Raw genomic sequence first — 16,461 nt, 5'->3', positions numbered from 1 at the left:
TTCCTCCTTAGTCTTCTGCAAATACATATTTTCTATTTTCTATATCTATTATTTTTAGTCTTGTGTCGTAGATCTTGCTTATCTTTTCTCCTGTCAAGACCTGACTTGCCTTTCCTTGAAATTCGATTTTCCCCTTCATCATTCCCACTATGGTGTCCGAATACTCTAGGGACTGGTTGATGTCATGAAGGACCATGATTATTGTCTTGCCTAGATTTTTATTTAAATTTCTTATTAGTTTTAAAATTTCTATTTGGTATTTAATATCTAAGTAGGTTGTGGGTTCGTCTAAGAGAAGTATCTCGCTATCTTGTGCAATCGCCATAGCTATCCACGCCCTTTGGACTTGTCCACCTGATAGGGAATTTACTCGCTCTTTTCTTATCTCTTCTAAGCCACAAACTTCTATTGCCTCATTGATTTTGTTTTTGTCTTCTATGCTTGGCTTCTGCATAAAGCCTACATAGGGATTTCTTCCATAGGCAACAAGTTCTTCAACTTTAATGTCGCCTGCTATTTGATTTTTTTGTCTAACTATGGCAACTTTTTTTGCAAATTCTTTTCTCTCTATATTTTTTATATTTTTGCCATCAAGACTTATGAATCCCATTTTCGGTTTTTCTACTCTTGTTATTAATTTCAATAGGGTTGACTTGCCACAGCCATTGGCACCTAGGAGGGTTGTGATCTTATTTTTTTCTATTTTTAGATTTAAGTCTTTTATAACCATGTTCTTGTCATAGGCGAAAAATAAGTGATTAATTTCCATAATTTTTCCCTCCTACTTTTAATAGGCCTATAAAAAATATTCCGCCCACTACTGTCATTACTACTGATGGTTTTATTTCGTAAGGGTAGGCTATCACTCTTCCCAAGGTATCTGATAGGAGGAGGGTTATTGCTCCCAGTATCATGGAATAGGGTATTAGGTTTTTGTGGTTGGAGCCAAGAATTATTCTTGATATGTGTGGCACCACTAGGCCTAAGAATCCTATTACACCAACAATGGCTGTGGATACTGATGCTAGTATTATTCCTATTAGGGCTAGGATAAACCTATCTCGATTTACATTAACTCCCAAGGCTTGTGCTGTTTGGTCTTCCAGTTGAAGTAGGTTAGCTGTCCTTATTGTGAAGAGTGCTATTATTAGAAATAGGATTCCGTAAATTGCCATAATTTTTACATCTGCCCAAGTTTTTTGCGCTACATTTCCTTCTATTATTGATTGAACGTTTGTGAGGTTGCCCCCCATCATGGATTTTATTCCTTCGTTTACTCCCATGAGGGTCATGTTGAGTGCCACACCTACGAGGATTAATTTTATTGGGTTGGATCCTCCGTTCCAAGCTAGTGAATATATTAAGAGGTAGGCTAGAAGTCCTCCCACTACTGAAAAAAGTGGGCTAAAGGCATATAGGCCAGGGAATAATATCATTACAAGGCTTGCTGATAGACTGGCTGCTGATGATATACCTATTATCCCTGGATCTGTTAGGGGGTTTTGCATTACTGCTTGTAGGAGAACTCCTGATGTTGCAAGAGCCGCCCCAGCTAGTATTGATATTATTATTCTTGGAAACCTAAGGTCATATATTGTCGCTACGTCGGGATCATATTCTATGAACAAGCCTCTTAACAATTTTCCAAAGGTCATTTCTATGGATCCTGTTTTTGCTGAATAGAGGATGAGTCCTATTAGGACCAGGATTGATATGGTGTAAACTAGGATGATTTTATTTTTTTTCATTTGTCTTTTCACCTGTATTTCCTACTTCATTTGAATCTTTCCCGTAGAAGAGTTTGTCTAAGTCATTTAAGGCTTCCTTGTAGTTGAATTTCGCACTCATGCCAAATTTTTTGTAGTCAAGGTCGTAGACCCTGCCTTCCTTAACTGCCCTAAAGTGTTTCCAAATGTCATTTTCTGTAAAGTCTTTTTTAAACATTGCCATTACTTGATCTGGTAGGGCATGGGCTGTTCTAAGTATCATGTCAGGGTCTTTCTTCAACATATCTTCTGTGTTTATTGTTATGAATTGTTGGTCTGTTCCTTCATATACATTTTCTGCCCCTGCAAGTTTTACAAGGCTTCCTGCATAGGAGTTTTCTGTTGCTACTACATAGGACCCTGGCAAACCCATTAAGATTAATACTCTAGGTGCTTTTTTGTCCTTGTGTTTTTCTTTATAGTCGTCTATGAATTTTTTGTAATCATCAATTAAGTCTTTGGCTTCTTTTTTTCTGTTAAGTAATTTTCCAAGATCCTCTATTGACTTATACATTCCATCTGTGTTGTTTAGGTTTAAAAATCCATAGTCAAGGTCTGCTGCCTTGTACTTTGGAAGTAGGTCTGATATTAAAGACACTGGTGAGAATACATAGTCTGGATTTATTTGTTTTAATTTTTCTATGTCTGGTGTCATTGCCATACCTACCTTAGGGACATCCTTATATCTTTCTGGCATTGGATCGATTTCCGAGTCTGGTACTGCAACTAGGTCTATGTTTAATTTTTCCATTATATAAACTGTTGCCATTGATGTTGCTGCTATTCTCAGTTCGCCATTATTTGCTTTCTTACTAGATTTTTGACTCACGCAAGATGTTAATAATAGACTTGCTAGAAGTATGGCTAGAATCTTTTTTATCCTATTCATAGATATTTCTCCTTTTTTCTTCTAATTCATCTTCTACTTTTTTCTTGTAGTTATATGATAGGAGGGCTAGTATGATAAATCCGCTTGTTAGTATTACAAAGAGACCAATTAAGCCATAAATAAAAGCTACAGTTATTTTGCCTAATTTTGTCTTTTGTGTTTCTTTTTCATCTTGGTCATCTGAATAATATAATTTTTTAATTATTGGAGAATCCTTTGTTAAAAGTCCATGGTCATAACCTAAGTCTCCAGCAGAAAATTTTGAGTTGACAGGTTTTTGCTCTATTACTTCTCCTTGGTTAGGAGCTTGTAAAACTTCTCCAACTTGTTCATCATTGTCTAGTGGTTTTAAGTTGCTTAGGTTAGGTATATTGTTATTTGTATTAGTTTTAGGAATATTTGCCTGTGCCTGTGCTTGTGGGGCTTCCGTTACTGCTTCTTGTTTATTTGTACGTCTTGAAGAAGCATTTTGAAGAGTTGCAAAGTCCGTGTTACCTTTAACTAAATCTGATATTGTGTAGTAAAATATTACATCCCTTCCCATTGGACCTACAAAAAATGTTGCCCTTACGATTACATTTTTGCTTGGTATCTCAAATCTGTAATCTCGTGTTTCTGCTGTCTTTCCCGTAACTTCTGCTGGTACAGAATAGAAACTGTTGTCGCCATAATTTTGGACTGCGAAGGTTTCATTTTTGATATAGTTGGCTAGGTTATAACGTACTGACAAAAATATTCTTCCATCATCGGTTGTCTCTACCAAGGCTTGTGGAGATACTACATTTTCTGTCATACCCTGTCCTATTCCTGGATTGTTGCCTGGGTCTTCTATGACTCCTGTAACTGGATGAGAATAATAAGGCGTTGTCTTTGCTATTTCTTGTGAATAGGCATAGGTAACATTTATTAGACTTGTAAAAATGAGAGCCATAAGGCAAAGGCTATTTATTATTTTTTTCATTATCTTTTAGCCCTCCTAAAAACATCATTTCATCTTTCATATCTTTTACTTCTTGCAAATTCTTTCTAATTACTACAAAGGCTATTGCATTTAATCCTATAAATATTAGGAGTATTAAAATAATAATGCCCTTGGATTCTTTTTCTTCAATTTCTTGTCCCTCTGCTCCATTCTCTTTATCTTTATTTTGATTGGAGGATGGTCCCTTGTTTTCTTGACCTGAAATTTTACTTTGTAGTGATCCTATAGGGGGCGGACTTGTGTTTAGTGTTGTTGAACTAACTTGTGGTTCTTCTACTGGCATAGAGGATGAAGAATCTGAAGAGCTTGATATTTTTTGTGTCTGTGGTTTTTTAACTGTCGTCATAAAGGCCTTTGCTCTATCTTCTTTTGAACTACTAGTGCTTGTACTTATATTGCTTAGTGTAGGCAATTTATTATTATCTATGGTTTGATTTGCTTGCATACCTGAACCAGCAGCTTTCGCCACTATAAAGATTGCTGAATCCTTTGTTTTAAATTCAATGTAATCGCCATTAACTTTGAAATCTATCTTCTTTTTTTCTCTATTAATTATTTCATAAAGGCTTAGCTTGTCTTGTCCTTTGAATTTTAAAAGAGGTAATTTTAAATCAAATTCTTTGTTTGCGTAAATCTTTTTTCTCTTTGCTTGAACGTTTTCTTCCTTGCCTGTTATTTCATCTAGGGGTCCTAAAAACTCAACCTTAAAAACATTCACTTGATCTAATTTATCAAAGGACTTTGTGAATTCTTCTGCTTCTTTCCCAGATAATTTGTTTCCATAAAATGAAAATTCTTCACTAAATGTTTCTGGCCCGTAGTTGACTATCAAATTTTTATTTTGAACTTCTCCTGCTTCCTTTGAATTAAAGTCTGGCTTCTTTGGTCCCTCTTTAAACTTCTTTATTAGGGTCGCTTCACTTTCATTTATTTTGTTTATTTTGTCAAAGTCCAATTTTATTCTCGCCCTTATTGGTTCGTCCCCCATGGGCTCAACCTTTGGATCTACATAGACCTTTGTCATTTCATCCATATTAATTAAGTTTGTCCTAAATACTCTTGGTCTTTTGTCCTTTTCCTTAGGTACTTCTAGGTCATAGCATCCTGCTTCTGCCCTATGATAAATTCCATCTTCCTTTTGGAAATATATATTTACCAAGGATGCTGTTATAGACATATATTCCATCTTGTCTGACCCTATGTATAAATTTGCTTCCTTATTCTTTACTTCTATCTCCGCTTTTTGTATAAGGGCCTTGTTACCCATACTCGGTTTTTCTTCGATGGCATGCCACAACTTAATTGGAATTTCATAGCAACCATCTTCTAAATTTATTTCTTTTTTCTCTGGTGTGCTTTCATTATCTGCAAATACAAAATTCGTTAAGAATAATAAAGATAATAAAAATACTAGAGATATGTAAATTTTTTTATTTTTCATTATAAAACCCCTTTTTATAAAATGATAATTTCAGGTTAATGATATTACTTATCAATTAAATAAGCTATAAAAGAATTATGAAAATTTTGTTAACTCTGGTTTACTTGAAGGAAAATTTTTATAAATATATTATTTTAATTTTTATAATAAAAATAAACCCTAGTCAGTGACTAGAGTTTAGAATGTTTTTATATATTTTACGGTGTATAAATTTAAGTTTTTAAGTTAAACAAAGGTTAACTATGAATAAAAAATTTGCTTTTTTAGCATGGATTGTTATTCCCATTTGAGATTTAATTTTTAAAATCAAGGATGCCTCTAAAATTATCCCATCTGATGTTGACCAGTAATCAATTAAATCAAGGGGAATCTTAAAAATCCTGTCCTTAGAATTTATTTCTATTTCTTGTCCATCATCGAAATAAAATAGTTTTGTAGCAATCGCTTTTTTAAAGTAACCGTGATGAGCCTTTTTTATTGTCTTAGTTGAAAGTTCTATATAGGATTCTTCTCCAATTATCAAATATGCGTGATCATCAAAACCCATAAGTGCCATGGAATTATCTACAAAGGATCTTTTGCTCTCTTCATCAATCTTCTTAATTGAAAAATTAATTTTATGCCTTCCCTCATCTAAATATTCGGAAATATCTTGGACCCTCTCTCTCCCCTGAATATCTTTAGCCAAAATCATACTCTTGTATCTTTTTTCCATTGCCTCTTGATAAGGAATAAGTCTCTTTGACAATATTTCTAGGCTGATACTCCTAGCAAGAATATCGTCAATATCCAAAAATTTTTGCACTACAAATAAATTCTTTTCAAGCTTCTCATTATAAAATTTAGAAAGGTCACACCCAATTTTCGTCAACTTGTACTCATTATCCTCTTTGTATAGGATGCCTGTAAGAATCATTTTATCAAGAATTTTTTTTGAGTTAGCGCGAGAACAATTAAAGAATAGACTTGCTTCTGTAATAGTCTTCCTTCCTTCATAATTTTTTATAAATAATAAATATTCAATTTGTATTTTAGTTATATTCAAGTTTATCATTGACTTATGACTCCATTTCTCTCTTTACTTCTACTATTCTGTCACAAATCCTAAGGGAACTATCTCTGTGAGATGAAATTATAATATTTTTATTTTTTCTCTCCTTATATAGGGACTTTAAAATTATCCCTTCGTTTAAGGCGTCTATGTTGGCTGTTGGTTCATCAAGTAGATATAACTTAGACTTTCTTAAAAAGATTCTTGCTAAAGCTAGCCTCTGAGCTTGTCCAGTGGAGATTTCATTATTTTCTTTTACTATCTCTGTGTCAAATCCCTTTTCAAGAGTCATTATGAAATCATATATATTTGCCTTCTTGCAAGCTTCTATTAATTCCTCTTCACTTGCATCTTTTTTTGCAATTTTCAAGTTATCTCTAATGCTTCCTCTAAATAGGTGGGTTTCTTGACTTAAGTATGAAATGTTTTCTCTTAAATTTAAGGTATTCAAGTCTTTTATGTTTATATCATTTATGCAAATTTTACCACTTTTTGTATCATAAAATCTCATCATTAATTTTATTAAGGTTGACTTGCCGCAACCGCTTTTGCCTTTTAGGCCTATTATCTCATTTAATGAAGCTTTAAAATTAAAATCATTAATAAGTTTTGTATCATCATAAGAGAAATTTACTTCTTCAAGACTCATATTTTCATAATCAATTTCTTCTCCCTCATAATTTATTGGTGTAAGAGGATCCTCTTCTAAAAGTTCCATGACTCTCTTGCCGCAAGCAAAGGTCAAAACTAAATTATTTGCAAGAGATGAAAGGGCACTTGTTGGTCCAAAAGAAGAAATGAAAACTCCCAAGGGAAATAATAAGCCACTAAGGTCTAGGATAGACTCCTCGTAAAGCTTAAAGGCTGCCAAAGTAAAAATTAAGTCTCCAAGTATTATGGTAAAAGATGTGAGTGCAAAATTACTAGATGACTTTTCTGTAAGAATCTTGGTAGACCTATTTAGCTTGTTTGCTTCAAATTCAATCTCTTTATACCTATCATCAAAGTAAGAAAAATTAATAATTTCTTTTATTCCCTTAAAGCTATCCAGGATTAGAGAATTTAAACTCGATAAATTCTTCCTCTGCCTTCTCCCAATTTCTCTAGCAGATTTCTCAGTAATAATTGGGATAATAATAGCTAATAACAAGTGAAAAGCTAAAAGTATCCAAGAATAAATTGGATTAAATTTCCACAAGATTATAAAGAAAAATAAAGTGTGCACTAGGGCTATACAAACAGGAGAAATTGTGTGTGCATAAAAGACCTCTAGTAGTTCTATATCTGATGTGATAATAGAAATTAATTCCCCCTTATTTTTTCCATTCATCTTAGCTGGTCCCAAAGACCTTAGCTTTCTGAAAATTTTATCTCTTAATATTGCTAAAATTTTGAAGGCTATATAGTGATTTAAAAGCTGTTCAAGGTACTTAAATATTGCTCTTAGTATAGCTAAAGTGAATAAGATACCCATTATTAATTTTAAATTTATAGTTTGCTTTAAAAGTATCTTACTTAGGTAGAATAAGCCTAGTGATGGCAATAAGGTCGCAAATATGTGTCCACTTGCACCAAAAAATATGGCAAAAAACATTTGTAACTTCAAATCACCCACAAGAGATAGGAGTTTCCCTATTAAATTTTTATATTCAATTAATTTCTTCATTTAAACCCCACATTTCTAATTCCCTTTGGTATCTATAAATACCAGAAAATAATTCTCCCTTACTTATTTCTTCAAAACTTCCTTCTTCAGCTACCTTCTTATTGTCAAGATAGTAAATATAGTCTGCCTGAAGGACTGTGTTGAGTCTATGAGTAATAAGAATAATGGTCATTTTTTCTTTTAATTTTTGTATAAGATCTAAAATCAAATCTTCTGATTCCTTATCTATATTTGAAATGGACTCATCTAAAATTAAAATCTTTGGTTCTTTCAAAAGGGCCCTTCCTATTGCAAGCCTTTGTTTTTGTCCACCTGATAGGTTGTTGCCAGCACTTTCTAGGATGCTATCTAAGCCTCCTATATTTTTAAAGTAAGAATAAAGACCAACCTCTTCTAAAACTTCTATTAACTTATCATCATCTGCATTTTTATTTGCCATTTTAAGATTATATCTAAGACTTTCCTTAAAGAAGTAGGGGTTATTGTCTACTAACATTATATTTTCATTTAAAGAATCATTTGAAATTTCACTTAAGCCATTGTAAAGTATCTCTCCATCATAATTTCTTTCAAATCCACCAACTAATTTCGCAAGAGTAGACTTCCCACAACCACTTTCTCCTACTATGGCTGTGATTTTGTTCGACTTAATCTTCATATTTAAGTCTTTTAAAACTTCCTTTTCTCCGTAAGAAAAACTTAAATTTTTTACTTCTACATCTACTTTCTCATCCTTTAGTAGGTCTTCAAAATCATCTATACTTTCTATTTCTAAAATTTCAAAGAGGGAATTAGCTGCTGTGATCCCATTCATTGCGACATGGAAAAGTGCCCCCAACCTTCTTAAAGGCAAGAAAAATTCTTGGCTTAAGAGTATAAAAGAAAAGGCTGCAAAGACAGAAAGCTGCCCCCTAGAATAATAATATATGGATAAAATTATTCCCAAGGCTGATCCTGCATAAGAAATTAAGTCTAGAACTGTAATGTTATTAAGTTGCATCATGAGGAGCTTCATGGTTTTTACTCTAAAGTCTTCTGCCTTTTCATTCAATAGGTCATTGTAGTCTTCATCTGCATTAAAAACTTCTAAATTTGTTAAGCCATATAGGAAGTCAATAAAAACTTCTGACAAATTTGTATATGATTTCCAATAAGTTTTCACGACTTTCTTTGCAAGTTTTTGCACCATCATTATGGCAATAGGTATTAGTGGTATTAGTAAGAGCATTATTATTGCAATTTTGAAATTTAAAAAGGAAAGTAGGCAAAATAAAATTAGGGGACCTATTAGGGAGAAGAGAAGTTGTGGCAAGAGCGCAGAGTAAAATAAATTGAGTTGTTCTATCCCTTCTACGCCTAAATTTATAACTTCTGAAATAGAAACTTTGCTCCCATACTCCATCTTAAAAGAAAAAACCTTCTTCATTAGTCTTTCTCTCAAGGTATTTTTAATCCTATAGGAAGCCTTATAAGATATACTAGATTCTATTTTTATTAAGAAAATATTTAGTCCAATTATCATGAGCATAAATAAAATAAATTTGCTCCCACTAAAGCTTGAACTAATTAAAGCTTCTATAGACTTGCCTATTAAAAAAATCATGGCAACATTAGTTGTCATTTGTAAAATTTTTATAAGTAAAAGCTTTAAGATTTGTAGCTTTTCACTTTTTAATTCATTGAATAATTTCTTGTTAAACATTTCTACTCCTTGATTGTCTTAATTTTAAAAATAAAATATATGTAGTGAAAAATAAGCACTAATAAAAGTGTAATTCTAGCATGCAAGTTGTTTACAAAATAAAATGATATAGCTAAAAAGAAAGTGATTGTCATGAGTATCTTCATCTTCCTCTCTCTTGTCATGCCAGTCTTGTTTTTTATTGGCTCAATATTTTCCTTGTATAATTTAGTAGAAATAAAATAGTCGTTGAACTTTTTTGATCCTCTTGCAAAGCAATAAGTTGCAAGTAACAAGAAGGGAGTCGCAGGTAATAAGGGCAAATATATACCGATTATTCCAATCCCCAAAAATATAAATCCAAGTATTAAAAATAAAATCTTCAATTATATCCTCCTTAACTTTAGTTTCTTAATTTTTCATGATAAATACTAACAAAGAAATTTTTATAAGTAAATAATATTGATATTGGGTATCATTTTATTTTTCTTAAATAAATTCACTTTTTTTATCTTATATGTTGAATTATAGGGACTAGGTCCTTGTTAACCTCAGTTAATTTTTTATATAATTTAAGACAAAAAAATAAGGCCCTGGATCCCCAGAGCCTTTAAGCTTATAAGCTTACATTTTTTCAATATTTATTTTAATGTCGTGACCATTTAGACTTTCAACTTCTGCTTCATTGTCTTCTTTTACAATATCAAGTGCAAGAGTTTCTGATTTGATAAATTCTTTTTCTGCTTCAATAGCTTTTTCAACTTCATCATCAGACTTGTATGTGATCTTAATGTTGTCAAGAATATCTAAGTCTTTTTTCTTTCTTAGTTGCTGAATCTTTGATACAAATTCTCTTACATAACCTTCATTTAGAAGTTCTTCGTTAAGTTCTGTGTCTAGGATTACGAAGAGGTTGTTTTCCATTATTACGTCGAAGCCTTCTTTTGCAGAAATTTTAACTTCAACAAAGTCTCTTTCAATTTCTGTATCTTCGCCAGCAAGTTCAAGAGTAACTTTACCTTCTTCAAGCTTAGCTAGTAGGTCTTTTGCATTGGCTTCTCTAAGAGCCTTGCCAAAGTCCTTAACCTTTGAACCTAAGATGCTACCACAAACTTTAAAGTTTGGTTTAAGTTCAAATTCCATATATTCTGAAAGGTCATGTTCAAATTGAACTTCCTTAACGTTAAGTTCTTCCTTGATAAGTTCTGTTAAGTCGCCAATGATTTCCTTGTACTTTCCATCGATGATAACTTTAGAAAGTGGTTGTCTAACCTTTATCTTTGCTTCTTCTCTTGAAGCTCTTCCTAGAGTTACAAGATCTCTTACAAGGTCCATCTTTTCTTCAACCTTGTCGTTAATCATGTTTTCATCATAAGTTGGATAGTCAGCTAAGTGAACTGATTCTTCATCAGTAAGTGACTTAAATAATTCTTCTGATAGGAATGGAACCATTGGTGCAATTAATTTTGTCACACCAAGTAGAACTTCATAAGTTGTCTTGTAAACGGCAATCTTAGTGTTGTCCTTGTCAGTCTTCCAGAATCTTCTTCTGTTTCTTCTGATGTACCAGTTGGAAACATCCTCGATAACGAAGTCTTGGATTTCTCTTACAACTTTTGTAAGTTCAAATGCTTCCATGTCTTCTCTTACATTTTTAACAAGTCTGTGGTACTTAGACAATAACCACTTATCTATTTCTTCTAAGTCGTCATAGGAAACCTTAACTTCTCTTGGGTCAATCTTGTCTGTGTTTGCATATAGACTGAAGAAGTTGTAAGTGTTTCTTAAAGATCTAAAGAATTTTGATTCAATCTCGCGTAGTCCATCTTCATCGAACTTTGTTGGAGTCCATGGTGGAGATACATAAAGTAGGTACCACCTAACAACGTCAGCCCCGTACTTGTCAAAGAGTTCAAAAGGTGCAACTGTATTGCCACGAGATTTTGACATCTTCTTTCCTTCCTTATCAAGGATAAGGTCATTAACAAGTACATTCTTGTAAGGGCTCTTGCCTGTCATATAAGTTGATATTGCAATTAGTGAGTAGAACCAACCTCTTGTTTGGTCAATTCCTTCACATATAAAGTCTGCTGGGAAAAGTTCGTCAAAGTTATCTTTGTTTTCAAATGGATAGTGCCATTGAGCAAAAGGCATAGCACCTGAGTCAAACCAAACGTCAATTACGTCTGCTTCCCTAGTCATTGGCTTGCCACACTTAGGACATTTAATGTGGATATCATCAACATAAGGTCTGTGAAGTTCAACATCTTCTGCTACATCTTCTATTGCCTTATTTCTCAAATCTTCTATTGAGCCAACAGATTCTGTGTGGCCACATTCACATCTCCAAATTGGAAGTGGAGTACCCCAATATCTTGATCTAGATATTGCCCAGTCATTTAAGTTTTCTAGCCAGTTTCCAAATCTCTTTTCTCCAACGAAGTCTGGGAACCAGTTTACTCCATTGTTGTTTTCTATTAACTTGTCCTTAAACTTAGTTACTTCTATATACCATGATGGGTGTGCGTAGTAAATAAGTGGAGTATGACATCTCCAGCAATGTGGATAGTTGTGAAGCATCTTTTGTTTTGCAAATAAAAGATCGTGGTCCATTAGGTAATGAAGAACATCGTGGTCAGCATCAATTACAAATTGACCCTTCCAAGGTGTGTCTGTAAACTTACCATCATCATCAACTGGTTTTAACATTGGAAGGTCATATCCCCTTGCAGTTTGATAGTCATCTTCACCAAAGGCAGGAGCAATATGAACTATACCAGTACCATCTTCAGTTGTTACATAATCAGCACAGATTACATAAAAAGCTTTTTTATCTGGTTCAAGGAATTTAAGGAGTTGTTCATATTCTGTGTATTCAAGATCCTTACCAAGCATTTCTTCTAAGACTTCATATTCGTCATCCTTAAAGACTTGTTTAGCAAGAGATTTAGCTACATAGTAAATATGTCCGTCAGCATGCTTAACCTTAACGTATTCAACTTTTGGGTTAACAGCTAAGGCAACGTTAGATGGAAGTGTCCATGGTGTAGTTGTCCATGCTAAGAAGTATTCATTCTCCTTGTCTTTTAATTTAAATCTACAAGTTGCTGTTGTAGTTTTTATTTCTTCATAACCTTGAGCAACTTCGTGAGATGCAAGACCAGTACCACATCTTGGGCAGTAAGGAACAATTTTGTGACCTTCATAAATTAGGCCGTCCTTAAACATCTTGTCTAGAATGTGCCAAACTGATTCAATATAAGAATTTTGAAGAGTGATATATGGGTGGTCTAAGTCAATTAAGTAACCCATTCTTCTTGTAAGAGTTCTCCATTCTTTTTCATATTCAAAAACAGATTCCTTACATTTTTTGTTAAAGGCTTCAACTCCATAGGACTCTATGTCTTGTTTGTTGTGAAGATCTAATCTTTTTTCTACTTCAATTTCTACAGGAAGACCATGTGTATCCCAGCCTGCTTTTCTCTTAACTTGATAACCAAGCATTGTATGGTATCTACAAGTTAAATCCTTAAGAGTTCTCGCCATGACATGGTGAATGCCTGGCTTTCCATTAGCAGTTGGAGGTCCTTCATAGAATATATAATTTTCTCCATCTTTTCTCGATTCCACAGATTTGTGTAGAAGATCTATTTCGTCCCAAAATTTTGAGACTTGTTCTTCCCTTTCACTTACACTGTCTTTAGATAATTCTTTAAATACTTTCATCTAAATCTCCTTTTCTTCCATATTTTTTGTATAAAAAAAGTCCCCTCTCAAAAGAGAAGGGACGAACTAACCGCGGTACCACCCTAATTATAGGAAACTATCACTTAATATCTTAACGCAAAATTACGCAAGAGCTTTTGACTCTTGAGCTCCGAGGTGATCTGTAAAATTTTGAAAGGCAGTTTTGCACCAACCAACTGTTCTCTTACTTTCTAAAAATTACCGTCCTCTTCACAGCTTATATAAATTTGTCAATTGTTTGACTCTTAAACATCTTAATAATATTTGATTGCATACCTGCAAGGGCAAGGTGGAATTTACAACTTCTTCTATCCTCATCAGGATGCTTACTGCAAAATGAGTCTTCTTTTTGTAAGCACCTATTGATTACAATAGGACCATCTACAGCTACAAGTATATCATACATAGTGATTTCTTCCTTAGCCTTCTTTAAAAAATATCCGCCTTTAGATCCTCTCTTCGCATCTGTAATGCCAGCCAAATTTAATTTTCTAAGTATTCTTAGGGTAAATCTTTTTGTAACACCTTCGCTCTCAGCTATTTGTGGCGCTCCAACAACCTTTCCCTCATTTGCTGCTAGATAACTTACAATGCGAAAAGCATAGTCTGTCTCTTGTGTTATTCTCATATCATCACCTATTTAGGATATTATACCATCAAAGTTTAGAATTTAAAATAGTCATCTTGAATTTTTCGCAACTTTACTATTTCTGAATTATTATTTAAGGATACATCGTCATAAGTAAGAAGGCTTCCCTTTTTAATATCTCTTTTTGCAAAGGCTCCTTCTGTTACTATACCTATTGGAAGATGCTTTCCTTTTTCTTGGTCTTCTTTTGTCTCAAGACTTCCAAAAATCATTTCGCCACCAATGGAGTCAAACTTTTCTCCCTTTTTAATGTCTCTCTTTGCAACACAAACTGTTTCTGCAAAGGGCCTTCCAAGAGGAGCAATGGATTCATCTCTTAATACAACTGCCTTTATAATAGAAATAATTGTCTCAATGCTTGTTAGATGGTAGGGCCTATAAATTGTATAATTTGGACCCTCACCCATGGATAAATATTTCATTTCCATATCTATTATATCTGACTTAGGTCTTACTACTGCAAAGACTCCTGGAGCAATTCCCGTTGCAAAGTCAACAACTCCGTATGAATTTAAAATTCCCCCATCATCCTTTAGTTTAAAGTCTTCAGCAATGTTTTTTGGTTCAGTATTAACAAAGTGACAACCTCTTACATCTGGCACAAAGCCAAGGGCATTGCAAACTGCATTGAGTTCGATCATGGTATTTGTTCCATCGACAAAGGAAGTTAGCATCCTTGGGTTGATTCCCTTTTTCTCTGCAGCTTCTCTTAAGCTATCTGGCGTTGCATAATTATTTAATTCATTGTTCTTCCCCTTGCCTAGGACTAGGACTTCAAAGCCACAGTTTTTAGCAAATTCATAAATTTCTACAATGGCTCCTGGCTCATCTCCCTTAGTCCCAGAATAGACTACTCCTTTTTCATCTGCCAAGACTTTTAAGTAAGGTCCCACTGTTGCATCCATTTCTACATTGAGGCTGACAATATCAACCTTGTTTTCTATAGCCACAAGGGATAACTTTGTACCAGTTTCTGTGTCTCCAGTACAGTCCACTAGACAGTCCACAAGAGATGCTGCGATTAAGTTATTTGTAGTTCCAATGTATTTCTTTTCCTTTAAGAGCTTCTTTGCCTCTTCCATGTCATCTGTAAAGGCAAGGTCATCCTTATCTATATTTGCTGCTTCAATAGCAGACTCTAGTGTCTTTTTATTTCTTGAGGAAAACACTATGGGATAAAAATTTTCATTTTGGCTAAGTATAGTGAAGAGCGAGCTTCCCATAATACCTGAGCCAACAATTCCAACAGAAATATTCCCAAATTCCTTTAATTTTTTCTGTAAATAAAACATTCTTCCTCCAAATTTATTGCAAGATATAATTTCAAAATTAATCACAAAAATTATTTTAATCTGATTTTACTTCTATTGCAAATTACTTTTGTAAATTTTTTCCCTCAATATTTTTCCAAGTCTATAGCCACATCCAAAGGCAAAGTGCAAGTTATATCCTCCACAGTCTCCATCAATATCGAGAGCCTCACCAATTATATAGAGGTCCTTGTATTTTTTTGCTTCATAATTTTCTGGACTAACTTCATCTAAAGAAACTCCACCTCTTGTCACTTGGGCATTTTTAAATCCAGTGTTACCTGTGACCTTAAAGCGAGATTTCAATAGAAGGCCAATTATTTTTTCGAAGTCTCCCATGGAAATCATGTTCATTGCTGTGTTCTTATCCATGCCTAGTGAGTCAACAATATAGTGGATGAACTTCTTGTCAACAATTCCCATTAAAAATTCTTCAAGGGAAAAGTCTGGGAACATATAGTACCTGTTGTAGATCATGTCAATGCTGTCTTTCTTTAAGTTATTAATCAAGGGCACTTCAATGACGTCGCCTTCTTTAGTGTTGACAGATATATCCAAGATTGGAGGTCCACTAATACCGTAATTAGTAAATAAAATTTCGCCCTCTCTCTCGTCTATGACTTTTTCATCCCTTAAGAGCCTTGCACGACCTATTACCTTTGTACCACTTAGGTGTTTTAAATATTTTGAATCAAGTTTTAATTGAGTTAGGGCTGGTTTTAAGTCCGTCACCCTTATCCCCATCTTCTTTAGGATTTCAAAACTTACACCATCAGACCCACTTGCTGGCATAGCCTTACCACCAAAGGCAGCTACAACTATATCAGCTCTTAAAGTCTCTTCATTAGTTATGACTTCGTAGCCCTTTTTGGTTTTCTTGATTTCCTTAACCTGGCTCTTGTTTTTCACTTCGATTCCCTTTTTCTCAAGCCAGTAAATCAAAATATTTAAAACAGAATTCGCCTTTAAGCTTATGGGATAGACTCTGTTACCATCTAGTGTAGATTCAAGTCCTAAAATCCTAAAATAATTTATTAAATCTTCATTGCTAAAGTCCTCTAGAGTTCTCTTAACAAAATCAGGAGAAGAATAATTTTTTTCTGACAAGTTCATGTTGGTATAGTTGCACCTGCCATTGCCAGTTGCCAATAGCTTCTTCCCAATTCTGTCATTTTTCTCTAAGAGTATTACCCTGTTATTTTCATTTTTTGCATTTATGGCAGTGACAATTCCACTTGCCCCTGCTCCAATTATAATTATATCCATATTATCACCCCTA

The 16,461-nt window shown here is 33.8% G+C and carries 13 protein-coding genes and 1 other annotated feature; all 13 genes read right to left on the bottom strand.

The genetic code is table 11. From position 1 onward, the window contains the following. Positions 1-7: 7 nt before the first annotated feature. The 13 genes from M9426_RS08050 to M9426_RS07990 all read right to left on the bottom strand — a co-directional run bounded on the left by M9426_RS08050 (position 8) and on the right by M9426_RS07990 (position 16,448). Positions 8-769, bottom strand: coding sequence for an ABC transporter ATP-binding protein (locus tag M9426_RS08050; protein ID WP_250341912.1), 762 nt, complete (start codon positions 767-769; stop codon positions 8-10). Continuing rightward, complete coding sequence (locus M9426_RS08045) at positions 759-1,748, bottom strand: FecCD family ABC transporter permease (RefSeq protein WP_250341911.1); 990 nt, start codon at positions 1,746-1,748, stop codon at positions 759-761. The genes M9426_RS08050 and M9426_RS08045 overlap by 11 nt, the downstream gene beginning before the upstream one ends. Beyond that, on the bottom strand, positions 1,735-2,655 hold the full coding sequence (gene isdE, locus M9426_RS08040) for a heme ABC transporter substrate-binding protein IsdE (protein ID WP_250341910.1): 921 nt from the start codon (positions 2,653-2,655) through the stop codon (positions 1,735-1,737). Before isdE ends, M9426_RS08045 begins: the two co-directional genes overlap by 14 nt. After that, a complete protein-coding gene (locus M9426_RS08035; protein WP_250341909.1) occupies positions 2,648-3,616 on the bottom strand; it encodes a heme-binding Shp domain-containing protein in 969 nt (322 codons plus the stop codon). Before M9426_RS08035 ends, isdE begins: the two co-directional genes overlap by 8 nt. Next, complete coding sequence (locus M9426_RS08030) at positions 3,597-5,078, bottom strand: NEAT domain-containing protein (RefSeq protein WP_250341908.1); 1,482 nt, start codon at positions 5,076-5,078, stop codon at positions 3,597-3,599. Before M9426_RS08030 ends, M9426_RS08035 begins: the two co-directional genes overlap by 20 nt. A 220-nt stretch (positions 5,079-5,298) precedes the next feature. Continuing rightward, a complete protein-coding gene (locus tag M9426_RS08025; RefSeq protein WP_250341907.1) occupies positions 5,299-6,132 on the bottom strand; it encodes a hypothetical protein in 834 nt (277 codons plus the stop codon). 4 nt (positions 6,133-6,136) lie between these two features. Further along, entirely contained in the window at positions 6,137-7,795 is a 1,659-nt protein-coding gene (locus M9426_RS08020; RefSeq protein ID WP_250341906.1) for an ABC transporter ATP-binding protein, read from the bottom strand. Beyond that, complete coding sequence (locus tag M9426_RS08015; protein ID WP_250341905.1) at positions 7,779-9,497, bottom strand: ABC transporter ATP-binding protein/permease; 1,719 nt, start codon at positions 9,495-9,497, stop codon at positions 7,779-7,781. Before M9426_RS08015 ends, M9426_RS08020 begins: the two co-directional genes overlap by 17 nt. Positions 9,498-9,499: 2 nt before the next feature. Continuing rightward, the gene (locus M9426_RS08010; RefSeq protein WP_250341904.1) at positions 9,500-9,862 is read right to left on the bottom strand and encodes a YbaN family protein; all 363 of its coding nucleotides are present in this window, start codon (positions 9,860-9,862) and stop codon (positions 9,500-9,502) included. A gap of 238 nt (positions 9,863-10,100) precedes the next feature. Then, positions 10,101-13,202, bottom strand: coding sequence for an isoleucine--tRNA ligase (gene ileS, locus M9426_RS08005; RefSeq protein WP_005955979.1), 3,102 nt, complete (start codon positions 13,200-13,202; stop codon positions 10,101-10,103). Between the two features lie 54 nt (positions 13,203-13,256). Continuing rightward, positions 13,257-13,446, bottom strand: a binding site (T-box leader). Next, on the bottom strand, positions 13,441-13,851 hold the full coding sequence (locus M9426_RS08000; RefSeq protein ID WP_040541359.1) for an RrF2 family transcriptional regulator: 411 nt from the start codon (positions 13,849-13,851) through the stop codon (positions 13,441-13,443). (Overlaps the previous feature by 6 nt.) Before the next feature lie 35 nt (positions 13,852-13,886). Continuing rightward, on the bottom strand, positions 13,887-15,164 hold the full coding sequence (locus tag M9426_RS07995) for an NAD(P)H-dependent oxidoreductase (RefSeq protein WP_250341903.1): 1,278 nt from the start codon (positions 15,162-15,164) through the stop codon (positions 13,887-13,889). 72 nt (positions 15,165-15,236) lie between these two features. Then, positions 15,237-16,448, bottom strand: a complete 1,212-nt coding sequence (locus M9426_RS07990) for an aminoacetone oxidase family FAD-binding enzyme (RefSeq protein WP_250341902.1) — start codon at positions 16,446-16,448, stop codon at positions 15,237-15,239. Between the last annotated feature and the right edge of the window lie 13 nt (positions 16,449-16,461).

This window comes from Peptoniphilus genitalis (assembly GCF_023614525.1).
Taxonomy (GTDB): Bacteria; Bacillota; Clostridia; order Tissierellales; family Peptoniphilaceae; genus Peptoniphilus_A; species Peptoniphilus_A genitalis.
This window is presented reverse-complemented; position numbering and strand designations above follow the sequence as displayed.

Coding starts and splice junctions, on each gene's coding strand:
- M9426_RS07990 (WP_250341902.1), bottom strand. CDS start 16,448: ATGGATATAATTATAATTGGAGCAGGGGCAAGTGGAATTGTCACTGCC.
- M9426_RS08025 (WP_250341907.1), bottom strand. CDS start 6,132: ATGATAAACTTGAATATAACTAAAATACAAATTGAATATTTATTATTT.
- M9426_RS08030 (WP_250341908.1), bottom strand. CDS start 5,078: ATGAAAAATAAAAAAATTTACATATCTCTAGTATTTTTATTATCTTTA.
- M9426_RS08020 (WP_250341906.1), bottom strand. CDS start 7,795: ATGAAGAAATTAATTGAATATAAAAATTTAATAGGGAAACTCCTATCT.
- M9426_RS08000 (WP_040541359.1), bottom strand. CDS start 13,851: ATGAGAATAACACAAGAGACAGACTATGCTTTTCGCATTGTAAGTTAT.
- M9426_RS08015 (WP_250341905.1), bottom strand. CDS start 9,497: ATGTTTAACAAGAAATTATTCAATGAATTAAAAAGTGAAAAGCTACAA.
- M9426_RS08050 (WP_250341912.1), bottom strand. CDS start 769: ATGGAAATTAATCACTTATTTTTCGCCTATGACAAGAACATGGTTATA.
- ileS (WP_005955979.1), bottom strand. CDS start 13,202: ATGAAAGTATTTAAAGAATTATCTAAAGACAGTGTAAGTGAAAGGGAA.
- M9426_RS07995 (WP_250341903.1), bottom strand. CDS start 15,164: ATGTTTTATTTACAGAAAAAATTAAAGGAATTTGGGAATATTTCTGTT.
- M9426_RS08035 (WP_250341909.1), bottom strand. CDS start 3,616: ATGAAAAAAATAATAAATAGCCTTTGCCTTATGGCTCTCATTTTTACA.
- M9426_RS08045 (WP_250341911.1), bottom strand. CDS start 1,748: ATGAAAAAAAATAAAATCATCCTAGTTTACACCATATCAATCCTGGTC.
- isdE (WP_250341910.1), bottom strand. CDS start 2,655: ATGAATAGGATAAAAAAGATTCTAGCCATACTTCTAGCAAGTCTATTA.